The sequence below is a fragment of the Streptomyces sp. ISL-100 genome, assembly GCF_018614615.1.
GTDB lineage: Bacteria > Actinomycetota > Actinomycetes > Streptomycetales > Streptomycetaceae > Streptomyces.
Map to the genome: position 1 here is coordinate 36,384 of NZ_JAGGOK010000007.1, position 15,913 is coordinate 52,296.

Below are 15,913 nucleotides of genomic sequence, written 5' to 3' on the forward strand. Positions count from 1 at the left end.
TCCATGAGCACTGCAAGCACCGCCCCCCTCGCGGAGGGTGCGGCCGACGGCCCGGTCCCGGTGAAGACCGGGCCGTCCGGCCCCCGCGCCCGCTCCGCCCGGGCCTACCTCCTCTACGTCGCCGGAAAGCTGGGCGGCGCGGCCGTCTCGCTCTTCGCCGTCCTCGTCACCAGCTTCTTCCTCTTCCGGATCATCCCCGGCGACCCGGTGCGCACCATGACGCACGGCCGCCAGGTGTCCGCCGAGCAGCTCGCGTCGCTTCGCCGGCAGTTCGGCCTGGACCTGCCGGTGTGGCAGCAGTTCACGGACTACTGCGCCAAGGCGCTGAGCGGCGATCTGGGTACCTCGTACCAGTTCCACGCACCAGTGGGCGAGCTGATCGCGGAGAAGCTGCCCGCGACCCTGCTGCTGACCGGGGTCGCCGTCGTCATCTACTCGGCGCTCGGCCTGTGGCTCGGCACGCGTTCCGCGTGGCGGCACGGCCGGCTCGGCGACAAGGTCAACACCGGGGTGGCCCTCACCCTCTGGTCCGTCCCGTCGTTCTGGCTGGGCCTGCTGCTGATCATCACCTTCTCGGTGGGCATCGGCCCGATCCCCGGCATGTTCCCGACCGGCGGCATGGAGACGGGCGGCGAGACCGGTTTCGCGTACGTCGCCGATGTCGCGCACCACATGGTGCTGCCCGTCGTCACCCTGACCGCGGTGGGGTACGCGCAGACGCTGCTGGTCATGCGGGCCTCGCTGCTCGACGAGATGGGCAGCGACTATCTGACGACGGCGCGCGCGAAGGGGCTGCGCGACGACCTCGTACGACGCCACCACGCCGTACCGAACGCCCTGCTGCCCACCGTCACCATGGTCTTCATCAACCTCGGTCATGTGGCGGCCGGTTCGATCCTCGTCGAGACGGTCTTCTCCTGGCCGGGGCTCGGCGGGCTCTTCTACCAGGCGCTGAGTGTGCCCGATCTGCCGCTGGTGCAGGGGCTGTTCGTCGTCTTTGCGGGCGCGATGATCGTGATGAACCTCCTCGCCGACCTGCTCTATCCGCTGCTCGATCCCCGGGTGGGCCGATGACTAGTCCTGTGACCGCTGCCCAGACCGCCTCGTCCCTCGCGTGGGCGCGGCGACGGCACTCCGTGGCCCGGTTCTGGGGTTCGTACCGTACGCACCGGGCCGGCCTCTTCGGACTCGGCGCCCTGGCCGTGATCGCGCTGGTGGCACTGGCCGCGCCGCTGCTCGTCGGCAGCGACGTACAGAGTGTGACGAGCGCTCCGGGATCGGCGCTGGAGTCGCCGAGCGGTCAATTCCCGCTCGGCACCGACCAGTTCGGGCGCTCGCTGCTGGGGCTGCTGATCTGGGGCGCGCGAATCTCCTTGACGGTGGGCCTGATGGCGGCCGCGCTGTCAGTGGCCATCGGTACGCTCGTGGGCATCCTCGCCGGGCACTTCGGCGGCTGGTTCGCGACCGTGACCATGCGGATCACCGACTGGTTCCTCGTGATGCCGGCGCTGGTGCTCGCGATCGTGCTCGCCACGGTGATGTCGCGCAGTGTGTGGACGGTGATCCTGGCGATCGGCGTCACGAGCTGGCCGACGACGGCCCGGCTGGTGCGGGCGCAGACCCTGGCCGTCGAGTCGCGTCCGTACATCGAACGCGCGACGGCGCTCGGCGGCGGCCACGGGCACATCATGAGCCGCCATGTCCTGCCCAACGTCATGCCGCTCGTGCTCGCCCAGACGACGCTCGGCATCTCCAACGCCATCCTGACCGAGGCGACGCTCGCCTTCCTCGGCCTCGGCGACCCGGACGTCGTCTCGTGGGGCGGCATGCTCCAGGACGCGCGGGAAGCGGGCGCGGTCTCGTCCGGCCACTGGTGGTACCTGGCGCCGCCGGGCATCGCCATCGCGCTCGTCGCGCTGGCGTTCACGCTGTGCGGGCGTGCGGTGGAGTCCGTACTGAACCCGAAGCTGGGGGTGTCCGCCCGATGAGTGCGCTGCTTGAGGTGAAAGACCTGCACGTCACGTACGGCGCCGGGACGCGGGCCGTACGGGGTGTAGATCTGTCCCTGTCGGCCGGTCAGAAGCTCGGCGTCGCAGGCGAGTCGGGCTGCGGCAAGTCGACGCTGGCGCTGGCGCTGCTGCGCCTGCTGCCCGCGTCCGCGAGGCTCAGCGGTGAGATCCTGCTCGACGGCGAGGACGTCCTGACGATGAAGTGGGGGCGGCTGCGGGCCGTACGGTGGGCGGGCGCCTCGATCGTCTTCCAGGGCGCCATGCATTCGCTGAACGCCGTGCACCGCATCGGCGAGCAGATCGCCGAGCCGGTGCTGCTGCACCAGAAGTCCACTGCGGCGGCCGCGCGGCGGCGGGTCGGCGATCTCCTGGAGCAGGTGGGGCTGCCGGTCTCGCGGGCCGACGCGTATCCGCACGAGCTGTCCGGCGGTCAGCGGCAGCGCGTGATGATCGCGATGGCGCTGGCATGCGATCCGCGGCTGATCGTCGCGGACGAGCCGACGACGGCGCTGGATGTGATGATCCAGGCGCAGATCCTGCGGCTGATCGAGCAGTTGGTCGCGGACAAGGACATCAGTCTGCTGATGATCAGCCACGATTTGTCGGTGCTGGCCGACACGTGTGACCGGCTCGCGGTGATGTACGCCGGGAGGGTCGTGGAGGAGGGTCCGGCGGACCAGGTGTTCACCGATGCGCGGCATCCGTACGGCCTGGCCCTGTCGGCGGCGTTCCCGCGCATCGGCGACCCGGCTTCGCGCCGGGCCCCGCGCGGCCTGCCGGGCGACCCGCCGGATCCGTCGGCGCTTCCGGCCGGCTGTACGTTCCACCCTCGGTGTCCGGTCGCGCTGAACGAGTGCGCCACGGAGGACCAGGTGCTGCTGGAGGCGGGGGTGGGGCGGCGGGCGGCGTGTGTGCGGGTGGGGGCGGCGGTGCCGGCGCCGGGGCTGCCGCCGGCGTGAGCGGGGCGCCCCGACGTGGGGCTCCGCTCCAGACCCCGCTCCTCGAACGCCGGAGGGGCTGGATGGTGCGGCCGAACCCAGCCCGTCCGGCGTTCGAGGACACGCCCGAAGGGCGTCCCGGGGGCTGGGGCTTGCCCACACGCACCCCACCGCACCCGCATCCACACCCACCACCCCACCGGAGCCAGACATGACCAGCACCACAACCACCCCCACCACCCCCCTCCTCTCCGCCACCGGACTCCACATCGCCTTCCCCGGCCGGCGCGGCGCGGCGACCGCCCGTGCCGTCGACGGGGTCGACCTCGACATCCGCCCGGGCGAGATCGTCGCGCTCGTCGGCGAGTCCGGCTGCGGCAAGACCACGCTCGCCCGCTCCCTGCTCGGCCTCGTCGCACCCACCTCCGGCCAGGTCACCTTCGCCGGCGCGCCCCTCGGCTACGGCTCGCGTTCCCTCAAGGCGTACCGCAAGCGCGTCCAGCTCGTGCTCCAGGACCCGAGCGGCTCGCTCAATCCGCGTCACACGGTGTACGACGCCGTGGCGGAAGGCCTGCGGATCCACGGCTACACCGGCGACGAGCGCGAAGCTGTCGCCGGGGCGCTGTCCCGCGCCGGGCTCAGGCCCCCCGAGCGGTTCTTCCTGCGCTACCCGCACGAGCTCTCCGGCGGCCAGCGCCAGCGCGTCGTCATCGCCGGCGCGCTCGTCCTCGAACCCGAACTCATCGTCGCCGACGAGCCTGTGGCGTCACTCGACGCGTCCGTACGGGGCGAAATCCTGGCCCTGCTTCTCTCCCTGCGCGACGAACTCGGGCTCTCCGCCCTCGTCGTGACCCACGACCTCGGTCTCGCCTGGAACATCGCGGACCGCGTGGCGGTGATGTACCTGGGCCGGATCGTCGAGACGGGACCGACCGAGAAGATCCTGACGGCTCCTCAGCATCCATACACACGCGCGCTGTTGTCCGTACTTCCGGAGTCGGGCGAGGTCCCGGTCGTCCTCACCGGTGAGCCCCCGGACCCGTCCCGCGTCCCCGGCGGCTGCCGCTTTCACGCCCGCTGCCAGGTGCTCGCCTCCGGTGAGGCCGAGCGTACGGGCGTCGCCGCCGACTGCCGTACGACGCTCCTGCCGGTCCTGACCGGCGGCGGCGACGCGCAGGTGGCCTGCCACTGGGCGGCGGCCCGGCCCACGGAAGAGGCCGCTACTGGGGCCGCTACTTAAGCCTCGTACGCCTCGATGAGCTCGCTCGAACGCTTCACGTCGTCCGCGATCGCTTCCAGCAGCGCCTCGATCGAGTCGAACTTCTCCTGGCCGCGTACGTACGCGAGGAAGTCCACGGCGACGTGCAGCCCGTACAGGTCGAGGCCGACCCGGTCGATGGCGTACGCCTCGACGGTCCGCTCGGTGCCGTTGAACTGCGGGTTCGTGCCGACCGAGATCGCGGCGGGCATCTCCTCGCCCTCCACCGTCAGCCAGCCCGCGTACACGCCGTCGGCCGGAATCGCGGTGTGCGGCAGCGTCTCGACGTTCGCCGTCGGGTAGCCGAGCTCACGGCCGCGCTGCGCCCCGCGCACCACGATGCCCTCGACGCGGTGCGGCCGGCCCAGGATCTCCGCGGCGCCTTCGACGTCGCCCTCGGCGACCAGGCGCCGTACCAGCGTCGACGAGAACGGCTCGCCGCCGCCCGCCGCTCCGCGCACGTACAGGTCGACGACCTCGACCTCGTAGTCGTACGTCTGGCCGAGCTCGGCCAGGTATGCCACATTGCCCGCCGCCCGGTGCCCGAAGCGGAAGTTGGGGCCCTCGATGACCGCTCGCGCGTGCAGCTTGTCGACCAGCACCTTCACGATGAAGTCGGCCGGCGAGAGTTTCGAGAACTCGGCGGTGAAGGGGAGGATGAGCACCGCGTCCACGCCCAGCTCCGCCATGAGCTCCGCGCGGCGGTGGTGCGGGGCGAGCAGCGGAGGATGGCTGCCGGGGCGCACGACCTCGCTCGGGTGCGGATCGAACGTAACGACGACCGACGGCACGCCCAGCTCACGGGCGCGCTCGACCGCGCGGCCGATGATCAGCTGGTGCCCGCGGTGTACGCCGTCGTAGGAGCCGATGGTGACGACGCTGCGTCCCCAGTCCTGGGGGATGTCCTCCAAGCCACGCCAGCGCTGCACTGTGACCGCTCCCCTCGTCCGAACTCGAACCCGATTACGCATCGATTACGCAGGTCTAAGACTGCCATGCCCACGGGGTGCGGCTCGCATCGGCATCGCAGTGGCCAGGCTCCCGACGGTCCGGCGGGCGCTCGGCCCGACCACCGCCGCCCACTCGTCCGGCGCGGCGGCCAGCCAGCCGGCGACGAGGGCCGCGAATCCGGGGACCTCGCGGGCGAGCCCGACCAGCAGCCGGTCGAAGCGGGTGGCGCCCTCGGGCGTACGGACCAGGAGCATCCCGGTGCGGTGCACGAGATCCCTGGTCCGGGCCTCGCCCCTGCGCCGGGCGCCGGTGCCGGCGGCCAGCAGCACCGCCTCCAGGACCCCGGGATCCCGTACCTGATGCTCCCCGTACCCCCCGTACTGCTCCCCCTCCAGCAGTACGTCGAGCAGCTCGGCCCGCAGCGGGCGCGAGGCGCGGCTGCCGGGCGCGGCGAGCACGGGGGCGAGGGCGCGCCGCAGCGGGCCGGGATGATCCCGCAGCAGGCCCGTGACCAGCGGGAAGAGGACGGCGCGGGCGGCGGGGCCGTGTTCGAGGCGCCGGTCGACGTACGCGGCGGTGTGCGCGGCGCCGCCCTCCGGGTGGCGGTCGGCGTACGCGCGGACGAGGGCGGCGGCGCGGCGGGCGAGGGCGGGCGTCCTGACGTCGGCGAGCACGCGCAGCACTTCACCATCCGCATCTCCCCCTTCCAGACGCGCCTGGAACGCGGCGAGGACGGGCTCGGGGTGGGTGGTGAGCGCGGCGGCGAGGGTGGCAGCGGGCGGCCGGGAGCCGTCGCCGCCGAACGCCGCCAGGGCCCGGTCCAAGTAGCGCGACCGGGTTTCCGGATCTCGTACGAGCAGCCCGAGGGCGGGTCCGTGCAGGGTGCTGTCACCTGGCCGGGCGAGCAGCGAGAGCGCGGCGTACCTGAGCAGCTCGCAGTCGGCGCCGGTCGTGACGTGCGGCGCGGCGGCGAGCCCGTGCAGGGCGGCGGCGACCCGCCGCTCCGGCCGTTCGCCGTCGTGGGCCCAGCGGTCGACGGCCCGGCAGAGCGCGGACGGCTCGTCCTCGGCGAGGGCGGTGAGCAGTTCGGCGGCGCGGGGGTGCGCGCCGTCGACGAGGGCCTCGGTCAGATCGTCGATGGCGAGCTCACGGCGGGCGTAGAGCAGCGCCTGGGCGACGCCGGCGACGGTGGGACGTACCGCGGCGTCGTCGGCGGCCGGCAGCGGCCGCTCGTCGTCGAACCACTGGCAGAGCATGGGCTGGACGGTCCGTGGCGCGGCCTCGAGCCGCCGCGCCACGGCGTCGAGATACCGCCCCTGTGGGGGTACGTGCCCGCTCCCCGGCGCCCCGTCGGCAGGCAGGAGCCGCCGCAGCAGATCGATGCGCTCCCCCTCCGCGACGGCGACCCGCTCCCAGAACCAGGGCCCGAACTCGCCGAGCCCGCCGAGACTTCGCGGCTCGCCTCGCCGGACGCACGGCCGGCTGACGCAGTCGGCCAGCGCGCGCAGCACGCCCAGATATCCCCCCGCGCCCCCCACCCGCAGCAACACCTCCCCCAACAACCGCCGCCCCCACCACGAAGCCTCCTCGGAGGGGGACGGAAGGTTTTCCAGCGCGCGGACCAAGGCCAGCAGCCTGCGGGACAGCGCGGCCGGCCCGTGCACACGTTCCACGAGCAGCAGCGCCTCCACCACCGCCCCGATGCGATGCCGAGGCACCGACGACCAGCGCCCCTCCCCGCGCGAGCCCGCCGGCGACGGCACCCGCGCATCCACCCCGCGAGGCGCCCCCGCCGGAAGCGGCACACGCACGCACGCTTCACCGGACCCGACCCGCGCCTGACACCCGGCGTGCGAGCTCGCAGGACGCGGCACGTGCCCGCCCGCCTGACCAGAGCCGGTCTGCGTCTGCCACTCGGCGGGCTCCGAGCCGGTCCGAGACGGCACCTGAGCATGCCGCTCGCAGTACGTCCCCGGCACAAGCGGCGCTCTCACGCACTCCGCGCAGGTCCCCCCGTGCGAGCCGCACGCCGCACCGGCGCCGGCGTCCGCCTGCCCGTCGGCGGTCCCTCGCTGCGCACCAGGCGGGGGTGGGATGTGCCCAGCGGGTTCCGGCGTAGGCGTCGGTTCTGGTGGGTGGGGGTCGTGGGCTCGGTGGACCAAGGCGTGCAGCGCCTCGTCGATGTCCAGGTGCTCGCCCTGGAGCCAGTCCGCCAGCTCCTCGTGGGCGAACCGGTAGCCGCCCCCCGCAGGCACCAGCAGTCCCTCCGTCAGTACCGCCGACGCCCACCCCGTACGCCAGGGGAAGATCTCCTCGAAGGATTCGCGGTCCAGCTCGCCCTGCCCCGGCCCCAGACACCGCCGCGCCGCCTCGTGCACCTGCCCCGACACCTTCGCCGCCAGCCGCCGCACTGCCGTGCCGCGCGGCGACGGCCGGGCCGTCGCCGCCAGTCGCACCGCGATGCGCAGGCACATCAGGTCCAGGTGCGCGGCGAACACCTCCTCGCGGGTGGGTCGCCCCGGTACATCCCCCGGCAGCGCCTCCCGTACCTCAGCCAGCAGCCGCAGCGTCAGCGGATGCCGGGCGTCGGAAGGGTCCGCGAGCGCCCCGTCGGGGATGCCGTACCGCTCCCGCGCGCGCAGCGCCTGGGCCTCGGTCAGGTCCTCGATCCGTACGGCGGAGGGCAGCCCGGGCCACGGCCGGTCAGGCCGGGCAGGCCGCGCCGGCCGGTGCAGGGCGCCCTCCGGGTACAGCGCGCCCGCCTGCTCCCAGTGCTCGGACCGGCACGCGACGACCATCCGCACCCCCGCCGTCCGCAGCCAACTCGCCGTCGCCGCAGTCCAGTCGGGCAGCCGGTGAGTCAGTGCGGGCGGCATTTCCTCGGGTCCGTCCAGCAGTACGAGCAGTGGCCGCCCGGCGTCGAGAGCCAGCCGCGCCACCCGCTCCGGCGTCGCGCCTCCCGGGTCGCCGCTCCACTCCCCCGACGCGGCGACGATCCGCCCCGCCTGCTGAAGCGCCCGCGCCACCGCGTCCGCGACCGACGTGTCACCGGCCCGCAGCTCGGCGCCGCGCAGCCAGAGCGTCGGTGCGGGTTCGGGGCCCTGGGCCCGCCGGGCGGCGAGCGCGGCGAGTTCCGTCGTACGACCGGTCCCGGGATCACCGACCAGAGCAAGCACCAGCGCGCCGCCGAGGGCGGAGAAGGACGCGAACTCCCTTGCTACCTCCGGCCGTTCCACCGGTTCCTGCCCCGGCCCCCGCTCCGGCCCACCCACCGGCCCGGCCGACGTCGCCGTCAGCTGCAAGGCGCCCGCCAGGTTGAGGTCCGGCCCATAACCCGGCACCGTCGCCGCGTTCCGCCGCAGCAGCTCCGCGAGCGGGCCGTCGGGAGCCGCCGCTGCCGCCGCTCGCAGTGGTACGGCGAAGCCCGCCGCCCGCTGCTCAGCACCCAGCGCGGTGCCGAGCACGGCCAGCACCGCGCCCGTCCCCGCGTCCAGGACCGGCCCGCCCGCGGCCTGGCTGCCGAGCCGCAGCGCGTCGGTGCCGGCCGTTCCCATCGCCAACTCCACCGCGTGCTCGATGAGATGGAAGCGGTCGGTCGCCGTGTAGGTGACGGAGAGCGGTCTCAAGACCCGCGCCTCACGCCACCCCCCCGCCGGCAGTCGCACGTAAGTGCCGGTCTCGATCCGGTCCCGCGCCGCGACCGGGACGGGCCGTACGCCGAGCCCCTGCGTCGTTACGAGCGCCAGATCCATCTCCGGCAGCGGGACGATCGCGTCCGCCTCGGCGAGACAGGTCCGCTCGCCGGAATCCCCGGACTCACCGGGCGCGTGCAGGACTACCCGGGTCAGGCCGTCGACGGCCTCATGGCTGGTGACGACCGTTCCCCGGTCGTCCGCGACGAACCCGGTCCCGCGCGGCCGCCCGGCCAGATCGCAGATCCGCACCAGCTTGACCTGCGGCAGCGGTGGCACCGTCGGCAGCGGCGTCTCCCGTACCGCCATCGCCGAACCTCCCGCCGTGCCCCGTATCCCCGACGGTAGGTCGGCGGTGATCAGCAGGAGAAGAACGCACAGCGAAAGCGCCCCCCAGTGCACCCGTCATTCACTCCGAGCGCCCGCCCGAAGGGGTGAATCGGCGGGGCGGCGTGGACAGACCCCTTCCGAGGGGGATTGTGGAGCGGCCGGCCTGCGGGCCGCCCGCTCCACGGTGGAACAGAATCTCAGCCGAATACCGCGAGACTCTTCGCCTTGCCCCGGTTTTCCTCGACGAGTGCCAGGAAGCGGCCCTCCGGCCCGAAGACCGCGACCGGGCTGGTGTCGTACGCCGGCATGTCGAGCCGTACGCCGTTGGTCACCAGGCCCGCGCGCCGCTCGTCCACGTCCCAGCGCGCGAACGCCGCAGCCGCCGCGTCGGCGATCGGCATGACGGTGAGCTCCTCCTGGAGCTGCTCCAGCGTCTTCGCCGCGTCGAGCCCGTACGGGCCGACCCGGGTGCGGCGCAGCGCGGTCAGGTGACCGCCTACGCCGAGACCCGCGCCGAGGTCACGGGCGAGGGCGCGGATGTACGTACCGGAGGAGCAGACCACGGAGACGACGAGGTCGACGACGGGCGTCCCGTCCTCGGCCACCGCCGGGCGCACGTCGTACACCTGGAAGGACGAGACGGTCACCGGCCGGGCCGGGATCTCGAACTCCTCGCCCTCGCGCACCCGCGAGTACGACCGCTTGCCGTCGATCTTGATGGCGCTGACCTTGGACGGCACCTGCATTATGGCGCCGGTCAGCTCGGCGACGCCCGCGTCGATGCCTTCCCGCGTCACGCCCGACGCATCGGTGGACGCGGTGACCTCGCCCTCAGCGTCGTCGGTGACCGTGATCTGGCCGAGCCGGATCGTACCGAGGTACTCCTTCTCGGTCAGGGCGAGATGGCCGAGCAGCTTCGTGGCCTTCTCGATGCCGAGGACGAGGACGCCCGTCGCCATGGGGTCGAGGGTGCCCGCGTGCCCGACGCGGCGGGTCTTGGCGATCCCGCGCATCTTGGCTACGACGTCGTGCGAAGTGAAGCCGGACGGCTTGTCGACAATGACAAGGCCGTCCGGCGTCGTGGTGGTGCGCTTCTTCATTCCGCGGTTTCGCCCTCGTCCTCGGCCTCGTCGTCAGCCTCGACGTCAGCTGCGTCGTCGTCGGCATCCTCGGGCTTGCGGTACGGGTCGGCCTCGCCGGCGTACGTCTTGCCCGTCGACACCTGGCGCACCTCGGCGTCCTTGGCGCGCGCCTTGTCGAGGAGGTCCTCGATGGTGCGCGCGTTGTCCGGCAGCGCGTCCGCGACGAAGGCCAGCGACGGCGTGTGGCGCACGCCGGTCTGCCGGCCGACCTCGGAGCGCAGGACGCCCTTGGCGCTCTCCAGCGCGGCGGCCGAGGCGGCACGCGCTTCGTCGTCGCCGTAGACCGTGTAGAAGACCGTGGCCTCCCGCAGGTCACCGGTGACCCGGGCGTCCGTGATGGTCACGAACCCCAGTCGCGGATCCTTGATTCGCCGGTCCAGGGTCTCCGCGACCACGACCTGGATGCGATCGGCCAGCTTGCGGGCCCGCGCTTTGTCGGTCACCGGTCCGTCTCCTCTTTCTGCTTCGTCAATCTTCGTCTGTGTGCAGCCGCCGCCGTACCGACAGCAGCTCCACCTCGGGCCGGGCGGCGACCATGCGCTCGCACCGGTCGAGTACGTCTGTGAGATGCCCCGTCTCCCCCGATACCACCGCCACGCCGATCCTGACCCGGCGGTAGACATCCTGGTCGCCGACTTCCGCCACACTGACCGCGAATTTCCGCTGGAGTTCGGCGACGATCGGGCGTATTACGGAGCGCTTCTCCTTCAACGACCGTACGTCGCCGAGGAGCAGGTCGAAGGACAGTGTCCCCACATACATGTGTGTCCGGATGTCCCGCCGGTTCGGGGTCGTGCCCCGCCAACCACTTGGCAGGGACACAAGAACCGTACACGCAACGGCCGGGGCCGCTCGACGGAAATAACTTCCGCCGAGCGGCCCCGACACCGCGCGTAACTACACAGTGCTACACGGCTCAGCCGCGCGGCTTCTCGCGCATCTCGTACGTCGCGATGACGTCGTCGACCTTGATGTCGTTGAAGTTTCCGAGGTTGATACCACCCTCGAAGCCTTCCCGGATCTCGGTGACGTCGTCCTTGAAGCGGCGCAGACCCTGGATGTTGAGGTCCTCCGCGATGACCTTGCCGTCGCGGATGAGGCGTGCCTTGGTGTTGCGCTTGACCTCGCCCGAGCGGACCAGGACACCGGCGATGTTGCCCAGCTTGGACGAGCGGAAGATCTCGCGGATCTCCGCCGTACCGAGCTCGACCTCTTCGTACTCCGGCTTGAGCATGCCCTTGAGGGCCGCTTCGATCTCTTCGATCGCCTGGTAGATGACCGAGTAGTACCGAACGTCGACACCCTCGCGGTCCGCCATCTGCGCGGCGCGGCCGGCAGCTCGGACGTTGAAGCCGATGACGATGGCGTCGGAGCCCATCGCCAGGTCGATGTCGGACTCGGTGACCGCACCCACACCGCGGTGCAGGACCCGGATCTCAACCTCTTCACCGACGTCGAGCTGGAGCAGCGAGGACTCGAGAGCCTCCACCGAACCGGACGCGTCGCCCTTGATGATGATGTTGAGGTCCTGGACCAGGCCGGCCTTGAGCACCTTGTCGAGGTCCTCGAGGGACACCCGGCGGGTGCGCTTGGCGAAGGCGGCGTTGCGCTCACGCGCAGCACGCTTCTCGGCGATCTGGCGGGCCGTACGGTCCTCGTCGACGACCAGGAAGTTGTCGCCGGCGCCGGGGACGTTGGTGAGACCCAGGACCAGGACGGGGGTCGACGGACCCGCTTCCTCGACGTTGTTGCCGTTGTCGTCGAGCATGGCGCGGACTCGGCCGTACGCGTCACCGGCGACCATCGTGTCACCGACGCGGAGCGTTCCGCGCTGGACGAGCACGGTGGCGACGGCGCCGCGGCCCTTGTCGAGGTGGGCCTCGATCGCAATACCCTGCGCGTCCATCTCGGCGTTCGCACGGAGGTCGAGCGACGCGTCCGCGGTGAGGATCACGGCTTCGAGCAGCTGCTCGATGTTGAGACCCTGGCGCGCGGAGATGTCGACGAACATCGTGTCGCCGCCGTACTCCTCGGCCACCAGACCGAACTCGGTGAGCTGACCGCGCACCTTGGTCGGGTCGGCACCCTCGACGTCGATCTTGTTGACCGCGACCACGATCGGCACGTTGGCCGCCTTGGCGTGGTTCAGCGCCTCGATCGTCTGCGGCATCACACCGTCGTTCGCCGCGACCACGAGGATCGCGATGTCGGTGGACTTCGCACCACGGGCACGCATGGCGGTGAACGCCTCGTGACCGGGGGTGTCGATGAAGGTGATGGCGCGCTCTTCACCGTTGACCTCGGTGGCGACCTGGTACGCACCGATGTGCTGCGTAATACCGCCGGCCTCGCCCGCAACGACGTTCGTCTTGCGGATCGCGTCCAGCAGTCGGGTCTTACCGTGGTCGACGTGACCCATGACGGTCACGACCGGCGGACGGGAGACGAGCATTTCCTCGCCGCCCTCGTCCTCGCCGAACTCGATGGAGAAGGACTCGAGAAGCTCGCGGTCCTCTTCCTCCGGGCTGACGATCTCGAGGATGAAGTTCATCTCGTCCGCGAGCAGCTTCAGCGTCTCGTCGGAGACGGACTGCGTAGCAGTGACCATCTCGCCGAGGTTCATCATCACGCCGACGAGCGACGCCGGGTTGGCGTTGATCTTCTCGGCGAAGTCGGTGAGCGAGGCACCGCGCGACAGGCGGACGGTCTGTCCGTTGCCGCGAGGCAGCATGACGCCGCCTACCGACGGGGCCTGCATGGCCTCGTACTCCTGGCGCCTCTGCCTCTTCGACTTACGACCACGACGCGCCGGACCGCCGGGACGGCCGAACGCACCCTGCGTGCCACCACGGGCACCGGGGCCGCCGGGACGTCCACCGAAGCCGGGACGACCGCCGAAGCCGCCGCCACCGCCGGGACGACCAGCGCCGCCACCGCCACCGGGACCACCGGGACGGCCGGCGAAGCCGCCACCGCCACCGCCGGGACCGGCCGGACGGCCTGCGAAGCCGCCGCCACCGGGACGACCGCCGCCACCGCCGGCCGGACGGCCACCGGGGCCGCCAGGACCGCGGCCACCGCCGCCAGGACCGCCACCGGGACGGGGGCTGGCCGCGGGACGCTGCGGCATCATGCCGGGGTTCGGACGGTTACCGCCCGGAGCGCCACCCGGGCGCGGGGCGCCGCCCTGCGGACGGGGCATGCCGCCCGGGGAAGGACGTGCGCCACCCTGACCCTGCGGGCGCGGAGCGCCGCCGGGAGCACCCTGCGGACGCGGGGCGCCACCAGGGGCACCGGCGCCGCCGGGACGCGGGGCGCCACCCGGACGGGGCGTCTGCGGACGCGCCATACCGGTGGAGCCACCAGAGGTGAACGGGTTGTTGCCGGGACGCGGACCCGCGGGACGGGCGCCTCCCGGGCGGGGGGCCTGCTGGCCACCGGGGCGGGCGGGACGCTCGCCACGCTCGCCACCACGGCGGTCGTCACGCTGGCCACCCTCGCGGGCACCGCCGTCGCGCTGACCGGCGTCACGCTGACCGGCCGGAGCCGGACGGGCGGGACGCGGCCCGGGCGTGGCACCCGCGGGACGCGGGGCCTGCTGCGGCTGCGCGGGGGCAGCGGGGGCCTGCTGGGCGGGCTCGGGCGCGGAGAACTCCGCCGCGGGCACCGGGGCCGCCGGAGCGGGCTTGGCCGGTGCGGGCTTCGGACCCGGACGCGGGGCACCGGACGGCGCGGCCGCGGGCGGGGTGCTGGCCGGAGCCTCGGCAGCGGCCGGCTTGGGGGCCGGTGCGCCGGGCTTCGGGGCGCCGGGACGTGCTGCCTGCGCCGGGGAAGGCGCGGACGAGGGGGTAGCCGGGGACGGCTTTGCGGGCGCTGCCTTACGAGGCGCACCCGGCTTGGCTGCGGACTTGCCGGCGTTGCCGCCGGGACCCTGCAGTGCGTCAGTCAGTTTGCGTACAACCGGCGCCTCGATCGTCGAGGACGCCGAACGGACGAATTCACCAAGTTCTTGGAGCTTGGCCATGACGACCTTGCTCTCAACACCGAACTCCTTGGCGAGTTCGTATACCCGGACCTTTGCCACTTCGCTCCTTTTAGGTCCGGGTTACCGCCGGACCGTCGCTACTTCATGGGCGTACTCATCGCGTACTCATCGAGTGCTCATCGCAATCTCGACCTACTTCCAACTCGCGAGGTACCTGACCGCACGGTTATCCGTGCCGTTCTGTTCTTACGGTTCTTACGGTGTTGCCTGCTCGACAAACTGGCTCAGTGCCGTTGTGCCGAGCGGTGCCCGGCCCCGAAAGGCCCGGGGAAACGCCCGGCGGCGGACCGCCAGGGCGAGACAGGCAGGGGCGGGATGAATGTACGCACCCCGGCCGGGCAGCGTACCGCGAGGATCGGGGACACATTCACCCTCGATCTCCACGATGCGCAGCAGTTCGCGCTTGGCCGCTCGCTCCCGGCATCCCACACAGGTTCGCTCAGGGCACACGCGGGCATGCGTCCGGCCAGACACTATTAAGTCTACCTCCCCGCGGCGACCTCGCCCCATGGGGGCAGAAATCGAACGGATGTTGTCGTAAAACGTGCCTCAGTCCTGGTGGGAGGACTCGGGCTGCTCGGTGTCAGAACGGATGTCGATACGCCAGCCGGTCAGCCGGGCGGCGAGACGGGCGTTCTGGCCCTCCTTGCCGATGGCCAGCGAAAGCTGGTAGTCGGGCACGGTCACCCGGGCGGAGCGGGCCGCCATGTCCACGACCTCGACCTTGCTGACGCGCGCGGGCGACAGGGCGTTGGCCACCATCTCGGCCGGGTCGTCCGACCAGTCCACGATGTCGATCTTCTCGCCGTGCAGCTCGGCCATGACATTGCGCACACGGCCGCCCATGGGCCCGATGCAGGCACCCTTGGGGTTGAGCCCCGACCGCGTCGACCGTACGGCGATCTTGGAGCGGTGGCCGGCCTCGCGGGCGATGGCCTCGATGACGACCGAGCCGTCGGCGATCTCCGGAACTTCGAGGGCGAAGAGCTTCTTCACGAGGTTCGGGTGGGTGCGGGACAGCGTCACGGACGGACCGCGCACACCCTTGGCCACCCGTACGACGTACGAGCGCAGCCGGAGGCCGTGCGTGTACTCCTCGCCGGGCACCTGCTCCTGCACCGGCAGGATGGCTTCCAGCTTGCCGATGTCGACGAGGACGTTCTTGGGGTCCCGGCCCTGCTGTACGACGCCCGTGACGACATCGCCCTCGTGTCCGGCGTACTCGCCGAAGGTCCGGTCATCCTCGGCGTCGCGCAGACGCTGGAGGATGACCTGCTTGGCGGTGCTGGCGGCGATCCGTCCGAAGTCGGACGGGGTGTCGTCGAACTCCTTGGGCTCCTGGCCCTCTTCGAGATCCGCCGGGTCTTCCTTCGCCCAGACCGTCACGTGGCCGGTCTCGCGGTTGAGCTCCACGCGCGCACGGCGGAAGCTTCCCTCGGTGCGGTGGTACGCGATGAGGAGGGCTGCTTCGATCGCCTCGACCATCAGGTCGAAGGAGATCTCCTTTTCCTTCGCCAAGCCCTTCAGGAGCTTTACGTCGATATCCAT

General features: G+C 72.0%; 12 protein-coding genes. 4 read left to right on the forward strand and 8 right to left on the reverse strand.

The genetic code is table 11. The features are described 5' to 3' along the window. The first annotated feature begins 3 nt into the window (after window positions 1–3). From J7E89_RS04260 to J7E89_RS04275, 4 genes are all read left to right on the forward strand, one after another. Complete coding sequence (locus J7E89_RS04260) at window positions 4–1,074, forward strand: ABC transporter permease (RefSeq protein WP_214968506.1); 1,071 nt, start codon at window positions 4–6, stop codon at window positions 1,072–1,074. After that, window positions 1,071–1,988, forward strand: coding sequence for an ABC transporter permease (locus tag J7E89_RS04265; RefSeq protein WP_214968508.1), 918 nt, complete (start codon window positions 1,071–1,073; stop codon window positions 1,986–1,988). Before J7E89_RS04260 ends, J7E89_RS04265 begins: the two co-directional genes overlap by 4 nt. After that, window positions 1,985–2,968, forward strand: a complete 984-nt coding sequence (locus tag J7E89_RS04270) for an ABC transporter ATP-binding protein (RefSeq protein ID WP_214968509.1) — start codon at window positions 1,985–1,987, stop codon at window positions 2,966–2,968. Before J7E89_RS04265 ends, J7E89_RS04270 begins: the two co-directional genes overlap by 4 nt. 190 nt (window positions 2,969–3,158) lie before the next feature. After that, entirely contained in the window at window positions 3,159–4,187 is a 1,029-nt protein-coding gene (locus tag J7E89_RS04275) for an ABC transporter ATP-binding protein (protein ID WP_214968511.1), read from the forward strand. On the opposite strand, the gene J7E89_RS04280 is transcribed toward J7E89_RS04275, so the two are convergent. The 8 genes from J7E89_RS04280 to nusA all read right to left on the reverse strand — a co-directional run bounded on the left by J7E89_RS04280 (window position 4,184) and on the right by nusA (window position 15,913). Further along, on the reverse strand, window positions 4,184–5,134 hold the full coding sequence (locus tag J7E89_RS04280) for a bifunctional riboflavin kinase/FAD synthetase (RefSeq protein ID WP_214968514.1): 951 nt from the start codon (window positions 5,132–5,134) through the stop codon (window positions 4,184–4,186). The two genes, J7E89_RS04275 and J7E89_RS04280, sit on opposite strands and share 4 nt — an antisense overlap. 45 nt (window positions 5,135–5,179) lie before the next feature. Then, entirely contained in the window at window positions 5,180–9,157 is a 3,978-nt protein-coding gene (locus J7E89_RS04285; RefSeq protein ID WP_214968516.1) for a serine protease, read from the reverse strand. Window positions 9,158–9,375: 218 nt separating this feature from the next. Next, window positions 9,376–10,278 carry a tRNA pseudouridine(55) synthase TruB gene (gene truB / locus J7E89_RS04290; protein WP_214968518.1) on the reverse strand — a complete coding sequence of 301 codons (903 nt, stop codon included), beginning with the start codon at window positions 10,276–10,278 and terminating at the stop codon, window positions 9,376–9,378. Then, window positions 10,275–10,763, reverse strand: coding sequence for a 30S ribosome-binding factor RbfA (rbfA, locus tag J7E89_RS04295; RefSeq protein WP_214968520.1), 489 nt, complete (start codon window positions 10,761–10,763; stop codon window positions 10,275–10,277). Before rbfA ends, truB begins: the two co-directional genes overlap by 4 nt. Before the next feature lie 25 nt (window positions 10,764–10,788). After that, window positions 10,789–11,082, reverse strand: coding sequence for a DUF503 domain-containing protein (locus tag J7E89_RS04300; protein WP_214968523.1), 294 nt, complete (start codon window positions 11,080–11,082; stop codon window positions 10,789–10,791). Between the two features lie 154 nt (window positions 11,083–11,236). Continuing rightward, window positions 11,237–14,404, reverse strand: a complete 3,168-nt coding sequence (infB, locus tag J7E89_RS04305) for a translation initiation factor IF-2 (RefSeq protein ID WP_214968525.1) — start codon at window positions 14,402–14,404, stop codon at window positions 11,237–11,239. A 156-nt stretch (window positions 14,405–14,560) separates the two neighbouring features. After that, complete coding sequence (locus J7E89_RS04310) at window positions 14,561–14,839, reverse strand: YlxR family protein (protein ID WP_214968527.1); 279 nt, start codon at window positions 14,837–14,839, stop codon at window positions 14,561–14,563. Window positions 14,840–14,914: 75 nt separating this feature from the next. Beyond that, window positions 14,915–15,913: a transcription termination factor NusA gene (nusA, locus tag J7E89_RS04315; protein ID WP_214968530.1), complete on the reverse strand. Its 999-nt coding sequence runs from the start codon at window positions 15,911–15,913 to the stop codon at window positions 14,915–14,917.

What these genes read in the sequence shown, in the direction of transcription:
- nusA (WP_214968530.1), bottom strand. Translation starts at nt 15,913, where the DNA reads ATGGATATCGACGTAAAGCTCCTGAAGGGCTTGGCGAAGGAAAAGGAG.
- J7E89_RS04285 (WP_214968516.1), bottom strand. Translation starts at nt 9,157, where the DNA reads ATGGCGGTACGGGAGACGCCGCTGCCGACGGTGCCACCGCTGCCGCAG.
- truB (WP_214968518.1), bottom strand. Translation starts at nt 10,278, where the DNA reads ATGAAGAAGCGCACCACCACGACGCCGGACGGCCTTGTCATTGTCGAC.
- J7E89_RS04260 (WP_214968506.1), top strand. Translation starts at nt 4, where the DNA reads ATGAGCACTGCAAGCACCGCCCCCCTCGCGGAGGGTGCGGCCGACGGC.
- J7E89_RS04265 (WP_214968508.1), top strand. Translation starts at nt 1,071, where the DNA reads ATGACTAGTCCTGTGACCGCTGCCCAGACCGCCTCGTCCCTCGCGTGG.
- J7E89_RS04270 (WP_214968509.1), top strand. Translation starts at nt 1,985, where the DNA reads ATGAGTGCGCTGCTTGAGGTGAAAGACCTGCACGTCACGTACGGCGCC.
- J7E89_RS04300 (WP_214968523.1), bottom strand. Translation starts at nt 11,082, where the DNA reads ATGTATGTGGGGACACTGTCCTTCGACCTGCTCCTCGGCGACGTACGG.
- J7E89_RS04275 (WP_214968511.1), top strand. Translation starts at nt 3,159, where the DNA reads ATGACCAGCACCACAACCACCCCCACCACCCCCCTCCTCTCCGCCACC.